The 22,440-nt window shown below is 76.7% G+C and carries 3 protein-coding genes; 1 reads left to right on the forward strand and 2 read right to left on the reverse strand.

Going from position 1 to position 22,440, the window contains the following annotated elements:
* Positions 1-197 precede the first annotated feature (197 nt).
* A complete protein-coding gene (locus ABGB06_RS00625) occupies positions 198-1,097 on the reverse strand; it encodes a LysR family transcriptional regulator (RefSeq protein WP_347584556.1) in 900 nt (299 codons plus the stop codon).
* 128 nt (positions 1,098-1,225) lie between these two features.
* Between ABGB06_RS00625 and ABGB06_RS00630 the strand changes: the two genes are divergently transcribed.
* Positions 1,226-1,843, forward strand: coding sequence for a dihydrofolate reductase family protein (locus ABGB06_RS00630; RefSeq protein ID WP_347584557.1), 618 nt, complete (start codon positions 1,226-1,228; stop codon positions 1,841-1,843).
* Positions 1,844-1,850: 7 nt separating this feature from the next.
* Here ABGB06_RS00630 and ABGB06_RS00635 read toward each other — a convergent pair whose 3' ends face one another.
* Positions 1,851-22,298, reverse strand: coding sequence for an amino acid adenylation domain-containing protein (locus tag ABGB06_RS00635; protein ID WP_347584558.1), 20,448 nt, complete (start codon positions 22,296-22,298; stop codon positions 1,851-1,853).
* Positions 22,299-22,440 lie beyond the last annotated feature (142 nt).

Here is a 22,440-nt window from a genome sequence, read left to right on the forward strand (position 1 = left end):
CACACCGGCGGCGGATCTGGGCGCGGACGGGCGCTGCGAGAGGCGGTCGTCGCGCTCGTCGCGACGGGTCTCGGCCGGTTGTCGCTGCGCGCGCACGTCAGCTCCTCCTCCGTGGGACACACCAGAACAACAGGTCTACCGCCCGAGCCGCCGCCACCGGAAGGTATCCCCGGGCACACCTTGGGGCAGCTCGTGGATCACCCGTCGGTCGGTGCCCTCGGCGCCGGCGCCCTCGGCCTGGGTGCTTCGGCGAGCGCCGCCAGCACGGCCGCGACGGCGGGCGGGTCGGGCGGGTCGCCGTAGGTCGCGGCGTGGATCTGCCGCTGGATGCCGGGGATCTCGGTGGCGTGCACGTCGGGTCGGCGATGCGCCAGGAGCGCCAGTCCCGGCAGGATGGCGACGCCCATGCCGGCGGCGACCAGGGACTGCACGACCACCATGTCGTCGCTGAGCGAGCCGATCCGGGGGGCGAAGCCCTCGCGCCGGCACACGGTGAGCAGCTCGTTCGTGCAGGCGTCGCAACCGCCGATCCAGGGGGAGTGGCGATGGTGCGCGACGCTGTCGTCGGGCCGCTGGCTGACCAGGTAGATCCGGTCGTCGCCGATCTGGCGGAGACGGTATCCCTCGTCCTCGACCGGGGCGTCGGCATGCCGGAAGACGAGCGCGACGTCGATCTCGCCGTGTCGCAGCATCCGCAGCGATTCGACCGGATGACGCTCGATCAGGCTCAGCTCGACGCCCGGGTACGTCCGCGCCAACGTGGCGGCCGCACTGGGCACGAGGGTGCTCAGTACCGACGCGTTGGCGGCCAGCCGGACCCGGCCCGCCTGGAGGCCGACCTGCGCCGCGAGCTCGTTGGTCGCCGCGTCGACCCGTCCCACGATCTCGGCGGCCCGGTTGGCCAGCAGCCGCCCCTCCGGCGTCAGTCGGATGCCCCGACCGATCCGCTGCACGAGCTTGGCGCCGGTGGCTGCCTCCAGCCGGGACAGGTGGTGGCTCACCGACGGCTGCGAGTAGTGCAGCTCCCTGGCCGCCTCGGTCACCGACTCGTGTCGGGCCACCGCGGCCAGAACCTTGAGATGCACCAGGCTGAGCATTGATCAAGAATATCAATGTGATCATCACGGTATTGGCATTGGACGTCATGCTATGTCTCTTTCATGCTGACGCCTGACAGGAGGCTCGCCACGGGGGCGACGCCGGATCGCACGAGGAGAAGAGACCGATGACCAGAGGCACGGGCAAGGTGGTCAGCCACGTCACGATCTCGGCCGACGGGTACTCGGCCGGGCTCAACCAGTCCGAGGAACGCCCGTTCGGCGACGACGGCGGCGACGGCTGGGGCGACCAGCTGAGCGCGTGGTACGCCGAGGCCGAGGAGAACCGGGCCGAGCTCGACGAGATGACCAACGCCAAGGCGTACATCATGGGCCGCAACATGTTCGGCCCGGTGCGTGGCGAATGGGACCGGAAGTGGAACGGCTGGTGGGGCGACAACCCGCCGTACCACGCCCCGGTCTTCGTGCTCACCCACCACGCCCGCGAGCCGCAGCCGATGGACGGCGGCACCACGTACCACTTCGTCACCGACGGGATCGAGTCGGCGCTGGCCCTGGCGCGCGAGGTCCCCGGCGACGGGGACGTCGCGATCCAGGGCGGCGCGACCACCATCAACCAGTACCTCGCCGCCGGCCTGATCGACGAGCTGCGGCTGCACATCGTGCCGCTCACGCTCGGCGCCGGCACCCGGCTGTTCGACGGCGTCCCGCCGCTGAAGCTCGAACAGGTGCGGGCGCGGGGGACGAGCCTGGTCACGCACGTGACCTACCGCGTGCTGTCCTGAGCCGTGGTCACTCCCTTCGGGTGGCGGCCCGGGTGACCAGGGCGCGGAGGGCGGTGAACCAGGTCTCGGCCAGCGCGGTCACGTCGGGGCGGTCGAGCACGGCCGCCGGCCAGGACCAGCGGGCCGAGAGGGTCGTGCCGGCGGGGTGGTCCTCGGCGGCCACGTTGATGCCGAGGGCGTGGCCCTGGCGCATCGCGGGCTCGGGGCCGACGTCGGCGGCCTCCTCCTCGGGGGCGTAGGACCAGTCGGTCTCCTCGGGGACCGCGAAGCGGCCCAGGTAGTTGAACTCCACGCGCGGCGCCTCGTGTCGGACCAGCTCGGCGCGGGTTCCCGGGTCGAGGTGGCGCAGCAGGCCGTAGCCGATCCCGTCGTCGGGGAGTGCGGCGAGGTGGTCCCGGACGTGCGCCAGGGCGCGGTCCAGGGCCCGGCCGCCGGACAGGGCGTCGGCGAGGTCGACCGGTCCGGGGTCGAGGCGGACCGGGTAGACGCTGGTGAACCAGCCCACCGTGCGGGACAGGTCGGCGTCCCCGGCCAGTTCGCCGGCCCGCCCGTGGCCCTCCAGGTCGACGAGCGTGCCGCCGCCGGCGTCGTCCCGGCGCCAGTGCGCGAGGGCCACGGCGAGCGCGGTCAGCAGCACGTCGTTGACCGTGGCGCCGAACGCGGCCGGGACGCTGGACAGCAGCGGTCCCGACTGGTCGGGCGGGAGCCGCAGCTCCAGCTCCTCCACCGTGCCGGTCAGGTCGCGGTCCGGGTCGAGCGGGCGGGTCAGGGGGAGCGGCGCGGCGTTCGCCAGAACGTCGTGCCACAGGGGGAGTTCGGCCCGGGTCGCCGGTGCGCCCGCCCGTTCGGTCAGGGTCTCCGCCCAGCGGCGGAAGGACGTGGGCACCGGGGCCAGCTCGGGCCGGCGGCCGGCCGAGACGTCGGCCCAGGCGGCGGCCAGGTCGGGCAGCAGCACCCGCCAGGAGACGCCGTCCACCACCAGGTGGTGGGCCATCAGCAGCAGCCGCCCCGGCCGGTCGCCGGCGTCGAACCAGACGGCGCGCACCATCCGGCCGCGTTCCGGGTCGAGTTCGGCGCGGGCGGCGCGGGCCCGTTCGGCCACGGCGTCCCGGAGCGCGTCGGCGGCCAGGTCGCCGGCGTCGATTCGGGTGAGCCAGCTGGCGGCGTCCAGGGCGCCGGCCTCGGGAACCTCCAGTTCCCAGTCGTCCCCGGCCCGGACCAGCCGGGCGCGGAGCATCGCGTGCCGTTCGGCGAGCGCGCCCAGCACGGCGGTGAGGCCGGTCAGGTCCAGCTCCGCCGGGGTGCGGACCAGCGCGGCCTGGTGGTAGCCCTCGAGGGGGCCGCCCAGTTCGCGGAGCCAGTGCATCACCGGGGTGAGCGGGACGCGGCCCACGCCGTCGTCGGTGGCGGTCCCGGCGTCGGCCGGGGCCAGCGGGGTGGCGACGGTGGCCAGCCCGGCGGCCGTGCGGTGCCGGAAGAGCTGGCGCGGGGTGATCCGGAGGCCGGCCGCGCGGGCGCGGCTGACCAGGGCCATGGCGACGATGCTGTCGCCGCCGAGGGCGAAGAAGTCGTCGTCGGCGCCGACCCGGGGCAGGCTCAACGCCTCCGCGACCACCGCGCACAGCGTCCGTTCCAGCGGCGTGGCCGGGGGACGGCCCACCGCCGCGGCGGCGAAGTCGGGCGCCGGCAGCGCCGCCCGGTCCAACTTGCCGGTGGGCAGCGTCGGCAGCGCGGGCAGCGCCACCACGGCCGCCGGCACGAGATGGTCGGGGAGCGACCGGGCCGCGTGGGCGCGCAGCTCCGCCGGGTCGGCGGTGCGCCCGGCGGCCGGCACGGCGTAGCCGACGAGCCGGCGCACCCCCGCCCCGTCCTGGTGGACCGTCACCACGGCCTGCGCCACGTCGGGGTGGGCCGACAGCGCCGCGGCGATCTCCGCCGGTTCCACCCGGAAACCGCGGATCTTCACCTGGTCGTCGGCCCGGCCCAGGTACTCGACGTTCCCGTCGCCGGTCCAGCGCACCAGGTCGCCGGTGCGGTAGAGGCGGGATCCCGGCGGGCCGAACGGGTCGGCGACGAAGCGTTCGGCGGTGAGCGCGGGCTGCCCCAGATAGCCGCGGGCCAGCCCGTCGCCGGCCAGGTACAGCTCGCCGACGACGCCGGCCGGCACCGGACGCAGTCGCTCGTCCAGCGCGTAGGCCCGGGTGCCGGCCACCGGGCGGCCGATCACCGGCCGGTCGGTCTCGCCGACCCGCGCCACCAGGGCGTCCACGGTGGACTCGGTGGGCCCGTAGAGGTTGACCACCTCGGTGCCGGGCAACGCCGCCAGCCGGCGCCACAGCGCCGTGGGCACCGGCTCGCCGCCCACGCCGACCAGGGCCATGGGGGTACCCCCCAGGCCGCCAGGGCCCGGGGGAGGGCAGGGCCCGCCGGCCAGCGGCCCGGCGTCGGCCATCCGTTCCAGCAGGGACGGCGTCACCTCCAGGAAGTCGAAGCCGTGCTCGGCCACGGCCGCGGCCAGCAGCTCCGGATCGCGGCGGGTCTCGTCCGACACCACGTGCACGCAGTGCCCGTCCAGCAGCCACAGCTGCGGCTGCCAGGACGCGTCGAAGGAGAACGACCAGGCGTGCCCGACCCGCAGGTGCCGGCGGCCGGTCGCGGCCCGGGCCCGGGCGTGCAGGGCGGCCCGGTGGCTGTGGAACAGCGCCGCCACGCTCCGGTGGGTGACCAGCACGCCCTTGGGCCGGCCGGTGGAGCCGGAGGTGTAGATGAGGTACGCCGGGTGGCGCGGCGCCAGCGGCGCGAGCCGGTCGGCGTCCGTCAGGTCGCCGGGGTCCTCGGCGGCGAGCGCCGCGGCCGTGTCCGGATCGTCGAGGAACAGCACCGGCGGCGCCTCGGCCGGGACGGTGCCGGCGGTCTCCGCGACGGCCAGCACCAGCATCGGCCGGGCGTCGGCGAGCAGTTCGGCGGTGCGGGCGGGCGGCGCGTCCGGGTCCAGCGGCAGATACCCGGCGCCGGCCTTGTGCACGGCCAGGATGGCCAGCAGCGCGGTGACGGTGCGCGGCGCCGCGAGCGCCACCAGCCGTTCGGGGCCCGCGCCGCGCCGCACCAGCAGCCGGGCCAGCCGGTTGGCCCGCGCGTTGAGCTCGGCGAAGTCCCAGACCACGCCGTCGGAGGCGACGGCGGGCGCGTCGGGGGAGCGGCGCGCCTGGGCCTCGAAGAGCGCCGGCACCGTGGCGCCCGGCTCGTCGGCCCAGGGGACAGCGGGACCGTGCGCCCACGGGCCGAGGATCCGGCGCCGCTCGGCGTCGTCCAGCACGTCGAGCTCGCCGATCGGCCGGTCCGGGGCGGCCACCACCGCGCGCAGCACGGCGCGCAGCCGTTCGGCGATACGGGTCGCCGTCGCGGGGTCGAACAGGTCGGCGCTGTACTCCAGCACGCCGTCCACGCCGCCGTCCCCGCCGTCGCTCGGGCCCGGGCGTTCGACGAAGTCGAAGGACAGGTCGAACTTGGCGGTGGACTGGCCGACGGGCTCGTGGCGCGCGGTCAGCCCCGGCAGGTCGGGGGCGCCGCCGCCCGCCGCCGTCAGGTAGACGACCATCACCTGGAACAGCGGGTGCCGGGCCAGCGAACGCGGCGGGTTGACCGCTTCCACCAGCCGCTCGAACGGCAGGTCCTGGTGGTCGTACGCCGCCAGATCGGTCTCCCTGACCCGGGCCAGCAACTGGCGGAAGGTGGGATCGCCCGAGGTGTCGGTGCGCAGCACCAGGGTGTTGAGGAAGAAGCCGACCAGGTCCTCCAGCGCCTCGTCGGTGCGTCCGGAGATCGGGGTGCCGAGCGGGACGTCGGTGCCCGCGCCGAGCCGGGTGAGCAGCGCGGCCACCGCGGCCTGCACCACCATGAACATGCTGACGTGGGCGTCCCGAGCCAGCGCCCGGAGGCCGCGGGCCAGTTCGGGGGACAACGACAGGTCGGCCTGGCCGCCGCGGTGGGTGCCCTCGGCCGGGCGCGGCCGGTCCGTCGGCAGCGTCAGCTCCGGCGGCAGCCCGGCGAGCACCCGGCGCCAGTGGTCGAGCTGCCGGGCGGCGAGGCTGTCCGGGTCCCGTTCGTCGCCGAGCAGTTCCCGCTGCCACAGCGCGTAGTCGGCGTAGCCGACCGGCAACGGCGCCGGCGCGGGGGCCCGGCCCGCGGCCCGCGCGGCGTAGGCGGCGGACAGGTCGCGGACCAGCGGCCGTTCCGACCATTCGTCGCCGGCGATGTGGTGCAGCAGCACCAGCACCACGTGCTCGTCGGGGGCGAGCCGGAACACCGAGACGCGCAGTGGCGGTTCCCGGTCCAGGGCGAAGCCGTGACCGGCCGCGTCGGCCAGCGCGTCGGCCAGTTCGGCCTCGGTGACCTCGGTCAGCTCCACCGGGACGGCCGCGTCGCCGGGGGCGAGGACGCGCTGCCGGGGCCGGCCGTCCGTTTCCGGGAAGACGGTGCGGAGCGTCTCGTGCCGGGCCACCAGATCCCGCACGGCGGCGCGCAGCGCGGCCAGGTCGAGCGGGCCGGTCAGCCGCCACGCGGTCGGGATGTTGTAGGTGGGGGTGGCGCCCTCGACCTGGTAGAGCACCCACATCCGGCGCTGGGCCGCGGACAGCGGCAGTTCGGCGGGGCGCGGCCGGCTTGCCGCCGGGCCCACGCGGCGCGGTCCCCCGGTGCTGCCGGTGCTGGCAGGGCTGTTGGCCTGGCCGGGGCCACCGGCCCCCCGGGGATCCACGGATCGTTGCTGACCCGGCTGCGCCGCGATCCAGGCGGCGAGCCCGGCCACGGTCCCGGCGTCGAAGACGACCCGCAGCGGCACCTCGACGCCCAGCACCCCGCGGATCCGGCTGACCAGCCGCATGGCGAGCAGCGAATGCCCGCCGAGCGCGAAGAAGTCGTCGTCGGCGGCCACGTGTTCCGCGCCGAGGAGGGCGGCGAACAGGCCGCACAGTATCTCCTCGCGGGCGTCCCGCGGCCCGCGCCCGCGGCCGGCCTCGGCGGCCGGCTCCGGAGCGGGCAGCGCGCGCCGGTCGAGCTTGCCGTTGGGGGTCAACGGCAGGGCGTCGAGGGCGATCCAGGTGGTCGGCACCATGTGCTCGGGGAGCGCGGCGGCGGCGTGCCGGCGCAGCGCCTCCCGGTCCACGTCGTGCCCCGGGGCGGGCAGCAGGTACGCGACGAGCCGCTGCTCGTGCGCCGCCACGACGGCGTGCGCCACGGCCGGATGCCGGGCCAGCACCGCCTCCACCTCGCCCAGCTCGACGCGGAACCCGCGCAGCTTGACCTGGTGGTCCACCCGCCCGCGGTACTCCAGATCGCCGTCCGCGGTCCAACGGGCGAGGTCGCCCGTGCGGTACATCCGGGCGCCGGGCGGGCCGAACGGATCGGCGGTGAACCGCTCGGCGGTCAGCGCCGGCCGACCCAGGTAGCCGTGGGCGAGCTGGACGCCGGCCAGGTACAGCTCCCCGGTCACGCCCGGCGGCACCGGGCGCAGGGTCGCGTCGAGCACGTACGTCCGGGTGTTCCACACCGGGCGCCCGATCGGCACGGACGCGGTCGCCCTGCCGGCGTCTTCGGCGGTGACGGCGTGGCTCGTGACGTCCACGGACGCCTCGGTGGGCCCGTACAGGTTGTGCAGTTCGGTGCCGGGCAGGGCACGCAGCGCCCGCCCGGCCAGCTCCGCGGGCAACGCCTCGCCGCTGCACACCAGCCGCCGCAGCGACCCGAGGTCCGCGGCGGCGCCGGCGGCGGCGCCGTCCGGGGCGATCTCGTCCAGGAAGGCCTGGAGCATCGACGGCACGAAATGCGCCGTGCTGATCCGGTGCCGGTGGATCAGCCCGGCCAGGTAGCGCGGTTCGCGGTGCCCGTCCGGGCGGGCCAGCACGAGGGTGGCGCCGGTGATCAGCGGCCAGAAGAACTCCCAGACGCTGACGTCGAACGAGGCCGGCGTCTTCTGCACCACCCGGTCGTCGGCGGCGAGCCGGTACGTGTCCTGCATCCACAGCAGCCGGTTCACGATCCCCGAGTGCGGCACCACGACGCCCTTGGGGCGGCCGGTGGAGCCCGAGGTGTAGAGGACGTACGCCGGGTCCCGCGGCACCGGCCCCGCCGGGCGGGCGCCACCCGGGGGTACCGGCTCGTCGAGCCGCAGCACCGGGGGGCCGTCGTCCGGCAGCGCCCGCACGGTCTCCCCGGTGCCCAGCACGAGCACCGGTGCGGCGTCGGCCAGCAGGAACGCGACGCGGTCCGCCGGCAGGTCGGGATCCACCGGCAGGTACGCCGCGCCCGCGCGGTGCACCGCGAACAGCGCGACCACCAGGTCGACCGAACGCGGCAGGGCCACCGCCACCGTGCGGTCCGGGCCGGCGCCCAGGACCGCAAGCGCCCGGGCCAGCCGCTCCACGGCCGCGTCCAGGTCGGCGTAGCTGAGGCGTTCCGCGGGCGCGTCCGCGCCGTGGTCGGCGACCAGCGCGGTGGCGTCGGGGGTGCGCGCGGCCTGGGCCGCGAAAAGCCCGGGCAGCGTCGTCGCCGGCAGGTCCCGCGTGGTGGCGTCCGCGCCGCGGACCAGGGCGGCGCGTTCGTCGGCGAGCAGCGTTTCGAGCCCGGCGATCCGGCGGTCGGGATCGGCGGCGACCTGCTCCAGCAGGCCGACCAGGCGCGCGGTCAGCCGTTCCGCGGTCGCCGCGTCGAACAGGTCGGTGGCGTACTCGACGCGCAGCACCATGCGGTCGGCCTCGTCCACGACGGTGACGTGCAGGTCGAACTTCACGCTGCGGGTCTCCGGCTCCAGCCACCGGGTCGGCAGGCCGAGCACGTCCGGATCGCCGTCCGGCTGGTGGTGGTAGCCGAACATCACCTGGAACAGCGGGTTGCGGCCCGCCACCCGGGGCGGGTTCACGGCCTCCACGACCCGGCCGAACGGCAGGTCCTGGTGGTCGAACGCGGCCAGCGACGCGGACCGCACCCGGCCGAGCAGCTCCCGGAACGTCGGGTCGCCCGACAGGTCGGTGCGCAGCACCAGGGTGTTGACGAAGAAGCCGACGAGATCGTCCAGCCGGCTGTCGGCGCGGCCGGCGATCGGCGCGCCGAGCGGGATGTCGTCGCCGGCGCCGAGCCGGTGCAGCAGCGTGGCGGTGGCCGCCTGGCCGAGCATGAACATGCTGGTGCCGGTGGCGGCGGCCAACTCCCGCAGGGCGCGCACGGTCGCCGGCGGCAGTTCGGCGCGGACGCGGGAGCCGCGGCCGTCGCGGGTCGCCGGGCGGGGCCGGTCGGTCGGCAGCGCCAGCTCCTCCGGCAGCCCGGCCAGCGTCCGGGTCCAGTGGTCGAGTTGCTGCCGCACCAGCGGCGCGGGCAGCGCCTCCTGCCACAGCGTGTGGTCGGCGTACTGCACGGGCAGCGGCCGCCACGCCGGCGCCCGCCCGGCGCGGCGGGCCGCGTAGGCGGTGCCCAGATCGGTCAGGAACGGCCGGTCGGACCATTCGTCGGTGGCGATGTGGTGCAGCAGCAGCGCGACCACATGGTCCCGGGGGCCCAGCCGGAGCACGTCCGCGCGGAGCGGGAGCTCCGCGGTGAGGTCGAACGGCCGCGCCACGGCGGCCTGAACGAACGCGAGGGCCTTGCCGGCCGGTTCGCCGGTCTCGCCCGCCGGCCCGCCGGCGACGCCCGCACCGGCCTCGCGGCCGGACCGCGTGTCGCCGTCGGCGGCTTCGCCCGGCGTCGTGTTGGCTGAGCTCCCGTCATCGCCGCCGGCCTGGCGGCGAGCGTCGCGGCCGGTTCGCCTGCCGTCCTCGGCGGCTTCGCCGCCGGGCAGCGTGCCGGACGTGGCGACGCCGGCCGCTCCGCCCGGCGTCGTGGCGGCCGAGCGGTCGGCGCCTCGCTTGGTCCGATCGCCGATCTCGCCGGCCGCGCCCGCGCCGGCCCGGGCCACGCTGCCGGCTTCGTGACCGGGTTCGGCGTGGGCGGTGCGGTGCCCGGCGCCGCGGCTGAACCGCGTGCCGCCGTCCGCGGCTTCGCCGGCGGACGTGGCGCCGTGGGCCCGTTCGGCCGGCGGCGTGCTGGCCGGCCTGCGGGCCTCGTCACCGGCCTGGGGGCCCGCCCCGTGGCCGGGCCGCGTGCCGCCGTCCGCGGCTTCGCCGGCGGACGTGGCGCCGTGGGCCCGTTCGGCCGGCGGCGTGCTGGCCGGCCTGCGGGCCTCGGCACCGGCCTGGGGGCCCGCCCCGTGGCCGGGCCGCGTGACGGCGTCGGCCGCTTCGCCGTGCGTGGTCGCGTCCGTGACCCGGAGTACCGGGTGGGCCTCGTCGGGGGACAGGATCCGCTGGTACGGCTCCCCGTCGTGCTCGACGACGAGGGTGCGCAGCGCCTCGTGCCGGGCGGCCACGTCGGCCAGGGCCTGGCGCAGCGCAACCAGGTCCAGGTCGCCGGTCAGTCGGACGACCAGCGGGAAGTGGTACGCGGTGCCGTCGCCGGCGAGTCGTTCCACCAGCCACAGCCGCCGTTGGGCCGCGGACAGCGGAATCTCCTCCGGGCGGTCGGCGACCGCGGTCACGGGCGGGCGGGTCCGGCCCGCGTCCGCGCGGCGGGCGACCGCCCGTTCGGCCAGCTGGGCCGGGGTGGGCGCCTCGAACAGATCGCGGATGGCCAGTTCGGCGCCGAGTTCGGTGCGCGCCCGGCTGACCAGCCGGGTGGCGAGCAGCGAGTGGCCGCCCAGTTCGAAGAAGCCGTCCTCGGCGCCGGCCTCGGACACCCCGAGCACCTCGGCGAACAGCCGGCAGAGCACCTCCTCCTCCGGGGTGCGCGGGCCGCGCCCGCCGCTGGTCGCGGCGACCGTCCCCCAGGCCCTGGGGGCCTGGGAGGCACCCCCATCGGCGGCCGGCAGGGCGCGCGTGTCGAGCTTGCCGTTGTCGTTCATCGGCAGCCGGTCCAGCACCATCAGGGCGGTCGGGACCATGTAGTCGGGCAGCTCCCGTCCGAGTTCCGCGCGCAGCGTGCGGACCAGATCGTGGCGGCCGCGGGTGGCGGCGGGGTCGTTGGTCCCGGGCGTACCGTCGCCGGTCGGCCGGTAGAGCCCGTGGGTGAGCCCGGGCGCCCGGGTGAACACCACGTCGTAGCGGGTCGGTTCGGCGGACCAGGTGGTCAGCGTCCGGTAGCCGTGCGCCTCGCCCAGCGCGTGCAGGTCCTCCGGCTCGACGCCCTCGGCCACCCCGGCGCCCGGCTCGTCGGCGAGCCGGGCGTCCGGCACGCCGGTCAGCCGCAGCGACTCCGGGCCGTCGCCCTGCCCGCTCCCGGCCAGCAGCCGGGCGGCCGCGGCCAGGTCGGTCCAGGCCGCCTCGGCGGCGTCGTCGAGCCGGTGGCGGGCCGAGGCGTCGCGGTGGAGCACCGCGTCGTAGCGGTACCGGGTCAGCTCGTTGTGGTGCCGCCCGCGCCTGGTGCGCAGCTCCACGCCGAGGCCGCGCTCGGCGTAGGCCGCGAAGTAGTCGGGGTGGACCAGGAGTTCCTTCTCCTGCTGCACGGCGCGGTCGACCGCCGCGGGATCGGCCGCGCCGGTCCTGACGTGCTGCAGGGCGGCGTGGAAGGTGCCGGCCCGCCGCAGGTCGCGCACGTCGCCGACGAACAGCGCGCCGCCGGGCGCGAGCAGCCGCAGCGCGCCGTCCAGCACCTCGGTCAGGTAGTCGGCGTCGGGGAAGTACTGGATCACGGAGTTGACGACGACGGTGTCGAACGCGCCGGCCGGCAGGTCGGCCAGTTCGTGGGCGGCGCGGTGACGCAGCTCGACGCGGGCGGCGAGCTCAGGGTCGTGGCGGCGCAGGTCCTCGGCGAGGGAACGGATCACCGGCGCGGCGAAGTCCGTCGCCCAGTACTCCTCGACGTGCGGGGCGAGCCGGGTCAGCAGCAGCCCCGAGCCGACGCCGATCTCCAGCACCCGGCGCGGGTTCAGCTCCCGAATCCGGGCGACGGTGGTCTCCCGCCACTCCCGCATGTGCGGCAGCGGGATGGGCCGCCCGTCGTAGCTGCTGTCCCAGCCGGCGAAGTCCTCACCGCGCACGGCGGTCGGGATCCGCTCGTACTCGTCGGTGTACACCTCCCGCCACTCGGCGACCTGGGCCCGCCGGGCGGTCTCCCGCTCCCGGCCCGCCAGGTCCGCCGGCACCAGATAGCCCACCAACCTCTGCTCGCGGACCAGCACGGCGGCCTGGGCGACCTCGGGCCGGCGCAGCAGGGCGGCCGTCACCTCGCCCAGCTCCACCCGGTGGCCGCGGATCTTGACCTGGTCGTCGGTGCGGCCCAGGAAGTCCAGATACCCGTCGGGGCGGCGCCGCATCAGGTCGCCGGTGCGGTACATCCGGTCGCCGGGCGCGCCGAACGGGTCGGCGACGAAGCGTTCCGCGGTCAGCCCGGGCCGGTCGAGGTAGCCGCGGGCCAGGCCGACGCCGGAGAGGTAGAGCTCGCCCGGCACGCCGTCCGGCACCGGCCGCAGCCAGCCGTCCAGCAGATGGCCGCGGGTGCCGCGGATCGGGCTGCCCACGGTGGGCGTCGCGCTGTCGCGGGTGCCGGCGCCCAGGGCGTTGATGGTGTACTCGGTGGGGCCGTAGAGGTTGTAGCCCTCGGTGCCCGCCGTGTCCCGGAGCCGGTCCCACACGGCCTCCGACACCGCCTCGCCGCCCAGCAGCACCAGCGGCGGCCGGTGCCCGTCCAGCAGCCCGTGGTCCATCAGCAGGTGCGCGTAGGTCGGGGTGACGTTGACGACGTCGATCCGGTGCGCGTCACAGTAGGCGGTCAGCGCCTCGGCGTCCCGCCGCAGCTCCTCGTCGCAGACGTGCACCTCGTGGCCCTCGACCAGCCACAGCAGCTCCTCCCAGGACATGTCGAAGGCGAAGGAGACGGTGTGCGCGATCCGGAACCGGCGGCCGCCGGGGCCGCCGGGCCCGCCGGCCGCGGCGACGGCCGGGTCGAAGATCTCCCGGCGGTGGTTGAGCTGCATGTTCGTCAGGCCGCGGTGCGGGGTGACCACGCCCTTGGGGCGGCCGGTGGAGCCCGAGGTGTAGATGACGTAGGCGGGGTGCTCGGGGGTCAACGCCGGCCGCTCCGCGCCGGTCAGCGGGCCGGCGTCCAGGCCGGCCAGGTCCGCGGCGGTCGCCGGCTCGTCGCAGCACAGCCGGGGCAGGCCGGGCACGACGTCGGCGAGCCGGGCGGCGACCGCGTTCGTGGTCAGCAACAGCAGCGGCCGGGCGTCCGCGAGCATCACCGCGAGCCGCTCGTCGGGGTGGTCCAGCTCCAGCGGCAGGTACGCGGCGCCGGCGCGGAGCACCGCGAAGAGCGCCACCACCGTGTCGACGGACCGCGGCAGGCCGAGCGCCACCACCCGTTCGGGGCCGGCGCCGCGGGCCCGCAGCAGGCGGGCCAGCCGGTTGATCCGGGCGTCGAGCTCCGCGTAGCTCAGCCGTTCGCCGGCGCAGACCAGGGCCGTCACGTCCGGGGTGCGGGCGACCTGTTCGGCCAGCAGGTCGGCGATGGTGCGGTCCGGCACCGGGACCCGGCCGGCGGACCACACCAGGTCCAGCGCCCGGCGTTCGGCCGGCAGCAGCGGGTCCACGGCGCCGACGGGCGCGGTCGGGTGGTCGGCGAGGTCGTCGGTCAGCCGGGTCAGCAGCAGCACGAAACGGTCCAGCAGCGCCCGCGCGTGGGGGTCGTCGATCTGGTCGGGTCGGTGCGCCAGGGTGACCCGGATCCGCTCGCCCGGGGTCACCACCAGGGTGACGGGGTAGTGGGTGGCGTCCACGTTGGCGACCGCGCGGGCGCCGTACCGGTCCGCGAGGCCGCGCAGCCGGTCCTCGGTGTCGCCGTCCCTGAGCACGAACAGCGTGTCGAACAGCCGCCGGTGGCCGGTCTCCGCCTGCAGCACGCCCAGGCTCAGGTACTCGTGCGGCATCAGCCGCAGCCGCTCGTCCTGCACCCGGCGCAACAGGTCACCGACGGGCTCGGCGGGGTCGAGGGCGATCCGGACCGGCACCGTGTTCAGGAACATGCCGATGATCCGCTCCACCCACGGGACCTCGCTGGGCCGCCCGGCGACCGTGCTGCCGAAGACCACGTCGGCGCGCCCCGTGACGGCGGCCAGCGTCATCCCCCAGGCGCTGCTGACCAGGGTGTTGAGGGTGAGTCCGTTGCCGCGCGCGACCGCGCGCAGCCGGCCGCTGAGGTCGGCCGGCAGCCGCGCCTCCACGCTGTCCGGGATCACCGGCTCGGGCGTTCCCGCGCCGGCCCCGGCGGGCGCCACCAGGGTCGGCTCCGCCAGCCCGGACAGGGCCGACCGCCAGGCCGCGGTGGCCCGTTCGGCGTCCTGTGCCTGGAGATGGACGAGGTAGTCGCGGTAGGAGCCGGGGTCGGGCAGCGCGGCGTCGTCGCCGCCCGACGCGTAGAGCGCGAACAGCTGGTCCAGCAGGACCCAGGCCGACCAGCCGTCCCACAGGATGAGGTGCCGGCCGGTGATCAGCCGGTCCCCCCGTTCCGCGCCGAGCCGCACCAGCAGCATCCGGAACAACGGCGGCCTGGCCAGGTCGAACCGCGCGCGCCGCTCGGCGTCCAGCAGCGCGGTCAGCCGCTCGTCCTGGTCGTCGCGGGACAGCGCGGAGAGGTCGATCTCGCGCAGCGGCGGTTCGGGCTCGGCGAGGATGAACTGCACGGGCTCGCGCAGGCCCTCGCTGGTGAACCCGGCCCGCAGCCCCGCGTTGCGGCGCAGCAGGGCGCGCAGGGCGGCGCGCAGCCGGTCGGCGTCCAGCGGGGTGGCGAAGTCGAACGACTCGAAGACGGTGTAGACGTCCAGCGCGCCCGCGTCGTAGGCGGCGTGGAAGAACAGCCCCTCCTGGAGCGGGGCCAGCGGCCACACGTCCGCGACGGGCGCGCCCGCGACGCGGCGCACCAGCTCCGTCTCCTCGGCGGTGAGGGCGAACGAGGCGAACTCGCCGGCCGCGGCGGGCTCGGCGGAGCCGTCGGATTCGGCGGAGCCGTCGGATTCGGGGGACGCGGCGGATTCGGGGGACGCGGCGGGCTCGTCCGTGAGGGCGGCCAGGGCGGCCGGCGTGCGGTGCCGGAACACCTCGGGCGGCCCGACGGCCAGGCCGGCCCGCAGCGCCCGGCTGGCCACCCCGATGGAGGTGATGCTGTCGCCGCCGAGCAGGAAGAAGTCGTCGTCGGGGGACACCTCGGGCAGCCCCAGGACCGCCGCGAAGATCTCCGTGAACCGGCGTTCCGCCTCGGTCCGCGGGGCGCGGGCCGGCGCGCGCACGGTCCGCGGCGCCGGCAGCGCGGCGTGGTCCAGCTTGCCGTTGGGGCTGAGCGGCAGGGCGTCCAGCACCACGCAGGCCCGCGGGACCAGCGGCGCGGGCAGCTCGGCCGCCAACGCGCCGCGCAGCGCGTCCTCGTCGGGCCGGCACCCGGGGGCGGCCACCACGTACGCCAGCAACTCGCCGTCCCGCAGCGTCACCGCCGCCCGGGCCACAGTCGGCAGCCGCACCAGCGCGGCCTCGATCTCGCCGGGCTCGACGCGGTTGCCGCGGATCTTCAGCTGCCGGTCGGTGCGGCCCAGGTACTCAATCGTGCCGTCGGGGCGGTACCGCACCAGGTCCCCGGTGCGGTACAGCCGGTCGCCGGGCGCGCCGAACGGGTCGGCGACGAAGCGCTCCGCGGTCAGTGCGGGACGGCCGTGGTAGCCACGGGCCAACTGGACGCCGGCCAGGTACAACTCGCCCGGCACGCCCGCCGGCACCGGCCGCAGGCCGGCGTCGAGCACGCGCAGCGCGGTGTTCCACACCGGCCGCCCGATCGGGACGGGCGCCCCCCCGGCGTCGTCCGCCGCGTCGAAGGCGTGGAACGTCACGTCCACGGCCGCCTCGGTCGGGCCGTAGAGGTTGTGCAGTGGCACGCCCGTCAGCGCGTGCCACCGGGCGGCGGTGGCGCCCCCGAGCGCCTCGCCGCTGCTGAACACCTGCCGCAGCGACGCGGCCCACGACGGATCCTCGGTGACCTCCTCGACGGCGAGGAACGCCTCCAGCATGGACGGCACGAAGTGCAGCGTGGTGACGCGCGCGTCGCGCACCAGCCCCGCCAGGTAGGCGGGGTCGCGGTGCCCCTCGGGCCGCGCGAACACCACGGCGGCGCCGGTGAGCAGCGGCCAGAAGAACTCCCAGACGCTGACGTCGAACGAGGCCGGCGTCTTCTGCAGCACGCGGTCGCCCGCGGCGAGCGGGTACGCGTGCTGCATCCAGGTCAGCCGGTTGATCACGGACCGGTGGCTGACCAGCACGCCCTTGGGCCGCCCGGTGGACCCCGAGGTGTGGATGAGGTACGCGGCGTCCTCCGGATCCGGCTCCGAGGCCGGCCCCGGAGCGGGCCCCGCGGCAGGGTCGCCGCCGGTGTGGGTGCCGGGTTCCAGCAGCAGCGTCGTCACGCCCGGGGGCGCCGGCACGGCGTCCGGCCTCGTCGTCACCACGACCCGGGCTCCGGAGTCCGCCAGGGCGAACGCCACGCGGTCGGCGGGGTGGTCGAGGTCCAGGGGGAGGTAGGCGGCGCCCGAGCGGAGCACGCCGAGCAGGGCCACCATCAGCTCCGTGGACCGCGGGACGGCGACGGCCACGACGGCGCCGGGCGCGGCGCCCAGCGCCCGCAGCCGCCCGGCGAGGGCCTCCGCGCGGGCGTGCAGTTCGGCGTAGCTGAGCCGTTCGTCCCCGGCCAGCACGGCCGTGGCGTCCGGGGTGCGCGCCGTCTGCGCGGCGATGGCCTGGGGCAGCGTGGTCGGCGGTATCTCCCGGCGGTCGCCGGCGAGGTGGGCGCCGGCGGACTCCGCCGGGTCCAGCGGGTCGACGATGGCCGATCCCGCCGGGTCGGCCGCCAGCGCGCGCAGCAGGCGGATGAGCGCGTCCGCGACGCGCCGGGTCGCGGCGGCGTCGAGCCGCTCCGCGTGGTGCTTGAGCCGCAGGTCGAGCCGTCGTCCCGGCCTGACCAGCAGCGTCAACGGATAGTGCACGGCGTCGTGGAACTCGGGCCCGGACAGCCGCAGGGTGCCGGTGGGGTCGGTGAACTCCTCGCCGCCGGGGTAGTTCTCGATGACCACCAGGGTGTCGAAGAGGTCCTGGCCGTCGGCGTGGCCGGCGATGCGTTGCGCCTCCGCCAGCCCCAGGTGGTGGTGGCCGAGGAGCCGGGTCTGTTCGGCCTGGAAACGGGACAGCGCCGCGCCGAGGGTGTCCGCGGGACGCCACCGCACCCGGGTGGGCACGGTGTTGATCAGCAGGCCGACCATGTCCGCGACGCCCGCGACCTCGGCGTCGCGCCCGGAGACGGTGGTGCCGAACACCACGTCCTGGCGGCCCGTCAGCCGGCCGAGCAGCAGGCCCCAGGCCAGCTGGACCGCGGAGCCCAGGGTCACGCCCAGCTCGCGGACCCGGGCGGCGAGCCGGGCGGTCTCGTCCTCGGACAGTTCGACGCGCACCTGACCGGGGCGCGGCGCGGTGCCGGCCTCCGGCGCGGGCGCCAGCCTGGTGGGCTCGTCGAGCCCGGCGAGCGCGGCACGCCAGGCTTCGCGGGCCGCCTCCCGGTCCTGCCCCGCGAGGTGCCGCAGGTGCTCCCGGTACGGGGGAACGGCGGGCAGCGCGGCCGGGTCCGCGTAGCCGGCCAGCAGCTCCCGGTGCAGGACGGGCAGCGACCAGCCGTCGGCGACGATGTGGTGGAAGGTCAGCACGAGCCGGGCCCGGTCCGCGCCGAGCCGCACCAGCGCCCAGCGCAGCAACGGCGGGCGCGCCAGGTCGAACGGCCGGGCGCGCTCCTCGGCGGCCACGGCGGTGACGTCCACGGCGGTGGCGTCCGCGGCGGAGCCGTCCCGTTCGGCGAGGTCCACCTCGCGCCACTCCACCGGCAGGCCCCGGGCGATCAGCTGCACCGGCTGGCCCGAGTCGGGATGCGGGCGGAAGCAGGCCCGCAGCGGGGCGTGCCGGTCCAGCAGCGCCTGCGCGGCCCGGCGCAGCCGCGCCGCGTCGACCGGGCCCGACAGGTCCATCACCTGCTGGACGACGTAGCCGTCCCGGGCGAGGTCGCCGAGTTGCGACCGGAAGTAGAAGCCGGCCTGGAGCGGGGTGAGCGGCAGGGCCTCCGCCACGTCGAGCCGGTCGTCGGCGGTCAGCCGGGCCAGCTCCGCCGCGCCGAGCTCCGGCTCGGGGGCGTCCACGGGGTCGTCCGAGCCGCGGGCGGGCAGCGCGCGGACCGCGGTGGCGAGCGCGGCGACGGTGCGGTGCTGGAAGACGTCCCTGACGGTCAGCGCGAGACCCCGCGCGCGGGCCTGGACGAGCAGCCGGACCGCGCTGATGCTGTCCCCGCCGAGCGCGAGGAAGTCGTCGTCGATGGTGACCGCGGGCAGCCCGAGCACGTCGGCGCAGAGCGCGCACAGCAGTTCCTCGCGCGGATCGCGCGGCGCGCGGCCGGCGCTGAGCGCGGCGTAGTCCGGGGCCGGCAGCGCGGCGGCGTCGAGCTTGCCGCTCGGCGTCACCGGCAGCTGCCCGACCGGCACGAACGCGGACGGCACCATGTACTCGGGCAGCCATTCGGCGGCGTGCCCGCGTAGCGCCCGCATCAGCGCGCTGACGTCCCGGAACGGCGCCGGCCGGTTCGCCAACGGCCACCCACCCCGCACCGGCCGGTATCCGGCGACGGGGAAGAACCCGCTGCCCGGGAACCCACCCGCCGGAGGGCCACCGGCCGAGAGGCTCACGGCCCGAGCCGCCGGCGCCCGCCCGGCGGCCCCGTCACTGGCTGGCAAGGCCCGCGCGGCGAGGTCCGCGTCGGCGGGGTTAGTCGTCGGGTGGTCGTGGCTCGGGAGGTCTCCGGCCCGAGGGCCGCCCGCCCGGGGCCGGTCGGCGGCCGGGGTCGTATCGGTCGGCAGGGCTCGCGCGGGGGAGTCCGCGTCCGCGGTGCCGCTCGTTGGGAGGGCGTGGGTGGGGAGGCCCACGGGCCGGGGGGCGCCCGCCGGGGGCCGGTCGGCGGGCCGGTCGCCGGCCGGGGTCGTATCGAGCGGCGGGGCCTCCGCAGGGAACACCGCGTCAGCGGAGCCATGCGCCGGGAAGTCGTCGGCCGGCAGGTCACCGGTCGGGGGAGCCTCGGCCCGGGGGGCGACCCCGAGGGTCCGATCGGCGGGTCCGTCGCCGGCCGGCGACGCACCGACCGGCACAACTCGCGCCGCGAACACGGCGTCGAGGGCGCCGTCGTCGGCGGGGCCGTGCCAGGTGATGGCGACCCGGTAGCCAAGTCGTTCGCCGAGTCGGTGCAACGCCTCGGGGTCGGCGCTCTCCGCCGCCGCGGCGGGGCGGCTGCTGTCGTCCAGGGCGCGCAGGGCGGCCAGGTCGGGCAGCAGCCGGGCGTTGGGCACGCCGGTGACCCGGAGCAGCGCGGGCCGTCGGGCCAGCGCGTCGGCGAGCGCCGCCGTTCCCGCCCAGGGCACCTCCGTCGCCCGCGCCGCCGCCGGCTCGGTCGTCGTCGGGCCCCCGGGGGTGAGGACGACGTCGTAGCGGTAGCGGGTCAGCTCGTTGTGGTGCTCGCCGCGCTTGATCCTCAGGTCGGCGGCGAAACCGTCCAGCGTGGCGAAGTAGTCCGGGTCCAGGAGGAGTTCGCCCTCCCAGCGCTCCGACTGGTCCACCGCCGCGCGCAGCTGGAGCTTGTCCGGCGCGTCCCGGTCGGCGAGCCGCGCGGCGCGCCGGGTCTCGACCGCCGCCCGGAGGGTGCGCAGCAACCGCAGGTTGCGCACGTCGCCGACGAAGATCCGGCCGCCCGGGGCCAGCAGCCGGGCCGCGCCGCGCAGCACCCCGGTCAGGTACTCGACGCCGGGGAAGTACTGGGCGACGGAGTTCAGCACGATGGTGTCGAAGTGGCCCTCGGGCAGCCCGGTGACGTCGTGCGCCGGCTGGGCCCGCAGCTCGACGTGGCCGGCGCCGGCCACGGCCGGGTGGGCGCGCAGCGCCGCGACGGCCCGCTCGGACAGGTCGGTGCCCCAGTAGCTCTCGCAGTCGGGCGCCAGGGCGGCCAGCAGCAGCCCGGAGCCGACGCCGATCTCCAGCACCCGGCGCGGGTTCAGCTCCCGGATCCGGGCCACGGTGGCGTCCCGCCACGCGCGCAGCTCGGGCAGCGGCAGCGGCAGGCCGTCGTACATGCTGTTCCAGCCGGCGAAGTTCTCGCCGAAGTCGGCGGCCGCCCCGTCCGCGCCGGCGGCGTCGTAGAGCAGCTCGTGCACCTCCTTCCAGCGCGCCACCCCGGCCGCGTCGGCGGCATCGGCGGCCGCGGCATCGGCCGCGTCCGCGTCCGCGTCGAGGGATGGGACCACGTAGGCCACCAGACGGCGGTCGCCCGGATGGTCCTCGCGGACCACGACGGCCGCCTGGTGCACCGCCGGATGGCCGCGCAGCGCGGACTCGATCTCGCCCGGCTCGACGCGGAAACCGCGGATCTTCACCTGGTCGTCGGCCCGGCCCAGGAACTCCAGCTTCCCGTCCGCGGTCCAGCGCGCGAGGTCCCCGGTGCGGTACAGCCTCCCCCAGGCCCTGGAGGCCTGGGAGGTGCCCCCATCGCCGGGCGCGCCGAACGGGTCGGCGACGAAGCGTTCCGCGGTCAGGCCAGGGCGGCCCAGATAGCAGCGGGCCAGGCCCTGTCCGCCCAGGTAGAGCTCGCCGCCGACGCCGGCCGGGACGGGCCGGAGCCGGGCGTCGAGCACGTAGGCGCGGGTGCCCGGGTCGGGCACGCCGATGGGCACGTTCGAACCGGGGGGCGCGTCGGCCGCGCACCGGCCCAGCGTGGAGTTGGTGGTCGCCTCGGTGGGCCCGTAGGCGTTGAACATCGCCCGGCCGCCGGCGTATCGGGCGGTCAGCTCGGGGGAGACCCGCTCGGTGCCGGCGAGCAGCGTGGCCCCGGCGGGCAGCCGCGCGTCGTCGGGCAGGGCGGCGAGCAGGGCCGGCGGCAGGATCATGAACGTGACGTCGTGTTCCCTGGCGTAGTCGGCCAGCGGCGCGCCCGGGTAGCGGTACTCGGACGGGACGAGGACCAGCACGCCGCCGGACAGCAGGCCGAGGCACAGGTCCCAGAACGCGACGTCGAAGCTGGGGGAGGCGAACTGCAGCACCCGGCTGTCGGGGCCGATGCCGCAGCGTTCCCGCTGGGTGGCGACCAGCTTGGCCACGCCGGCGTGGGTGAGCACCACGCCCTTGGGGCGGCCGGTGGAGCCGGAGGTGTAGATCACGTACGCGGCGTCCGCCACGGTGAGCGGGCCGCGGTCCGCCGCCGTCGGGTCATGGGACGGCCGGTCCGCCAGCTCGCGGACGGTCTCCGGCGCGTCCAGCACCAGGGTGGTCGGCGCCGCGTGGTCCGGCGGCTCCGCCGCCAGGTCCGCGGTGGTGAGCACGCAGACGGGCGCGGCGTCGGCCAGCATGTAGCCCACCCGGTCGGCCGGATAGTCCGTGTCGATCGGCAGATAGGCGGCGCCGGACTTCAGCACGGCGACTTCGGCCACGATCAGCTCGACCGAACGCGGCACGGCCACCGCCACGATCCGGTCCGGGCCGGCGCCGCGGGCGATCAGGGCGTGTGCCAGCCGGTTGGCGCGCGCGTCGAGTTCGGCGTAGCTGAGCCGGGTCGGCCCGTGCACCAACGCGGGGGCGTCGCCCCGCGCGGCCACCTGGCGGGCGAAGAACTCGGGCCAGGTGAGCGCCGGCTCCGCGTGTTCCGTGGCGTTCCACTCGACCAGCAGCCGGTGCCGTTCGGCGTCGGTCAGCAGCGCCAGGTCGCCCACGGGCGCGTCCGGGCGGGCGGCCGCGTCGGCGCGGAGCGTGGCGTGGTGGTCGAGGATCCGGCCGGCGGTCTCCGGGGTGAACAGGTCGGCGCGGTAGCGGAGGTGAGCCGCGCCGCCGGCCACCCGCAGCACCAGGTCCGGCGATCCGGTCTCCGCGGCGTCCGCCTCGAACGCGACGTTGTACAGCAGGCCGCCGCCGCGGGTGGGCTCGGCGGCCAGCCGGGCCGCGAGTTCGGCCGGATCGACGCGATGGGCCGCCGCCTCGGCGCGGGCCCGGGCCACCCGGGCGGTCAGCTCGCGGAACGTGACCGTCCCGTCGACGGACACGCGCAGCGGCAGTCCGGCGTGGCCGACGGTGACGTCGGCGGACGCGGGATCGTAGCGGTGCAGCAGCGCCACGAAGGCGGCCAGCTCCCCGTCCTCGCCGTCGGGGTTCTCACCCACAGGGCCGCCACCAACGGGGCCGCCGCCGGCGGGCTCCGCGCCGGCAAGGCGCAACGCGCCGCCGCCGGTCCGCGGATGGGGATGGTCTGCGGGCAGCACCGCCTCGCGGGTCGGCGGCACCAGCCGCGCCCGCCAGTAGGCGAACGCGCTGTCTTCCGGGCACTCCTGGCGATCGGCCACGGCTGACCGCACCTCCCAACACGGATTGCTGCACACGGTCCCGACGACGATGGGGGCACCTCCCAGGCCCTCAGGGCCTGGGGGAGGATCGACCGCACCGGCCGGGTTCGACCGCAGGCCATAGTAAGGTTAGCTTTACCTA

The sequence above is a fragment of the Streptomyces sp. B6B3 genome, assembly GCF_039871525.1.
GTDB lineage: Bacteria > Actinomycetota > Actinomycetes > Streptomycetales > Streptomycetaceae > Streptomyces.

Excerpts from the sequence above, each read along its gene's own strand:
- ABGB06_RS00630 (WP_347584557.1), top strand. The coding sequence starts at position 1,226 with ATGACCAGAGGCACGGGCAAGGTGGTCAGCCACGTCACGATCTCGGCC.
- ABGB06_RS00625 (WP_347584556.1), bottom strand. The coding sequence starts at position 1,097 with ATGCTCAGCCTGGTGCATCTCAAGGTTCTGGCCGCGGTGGCCCGACAC.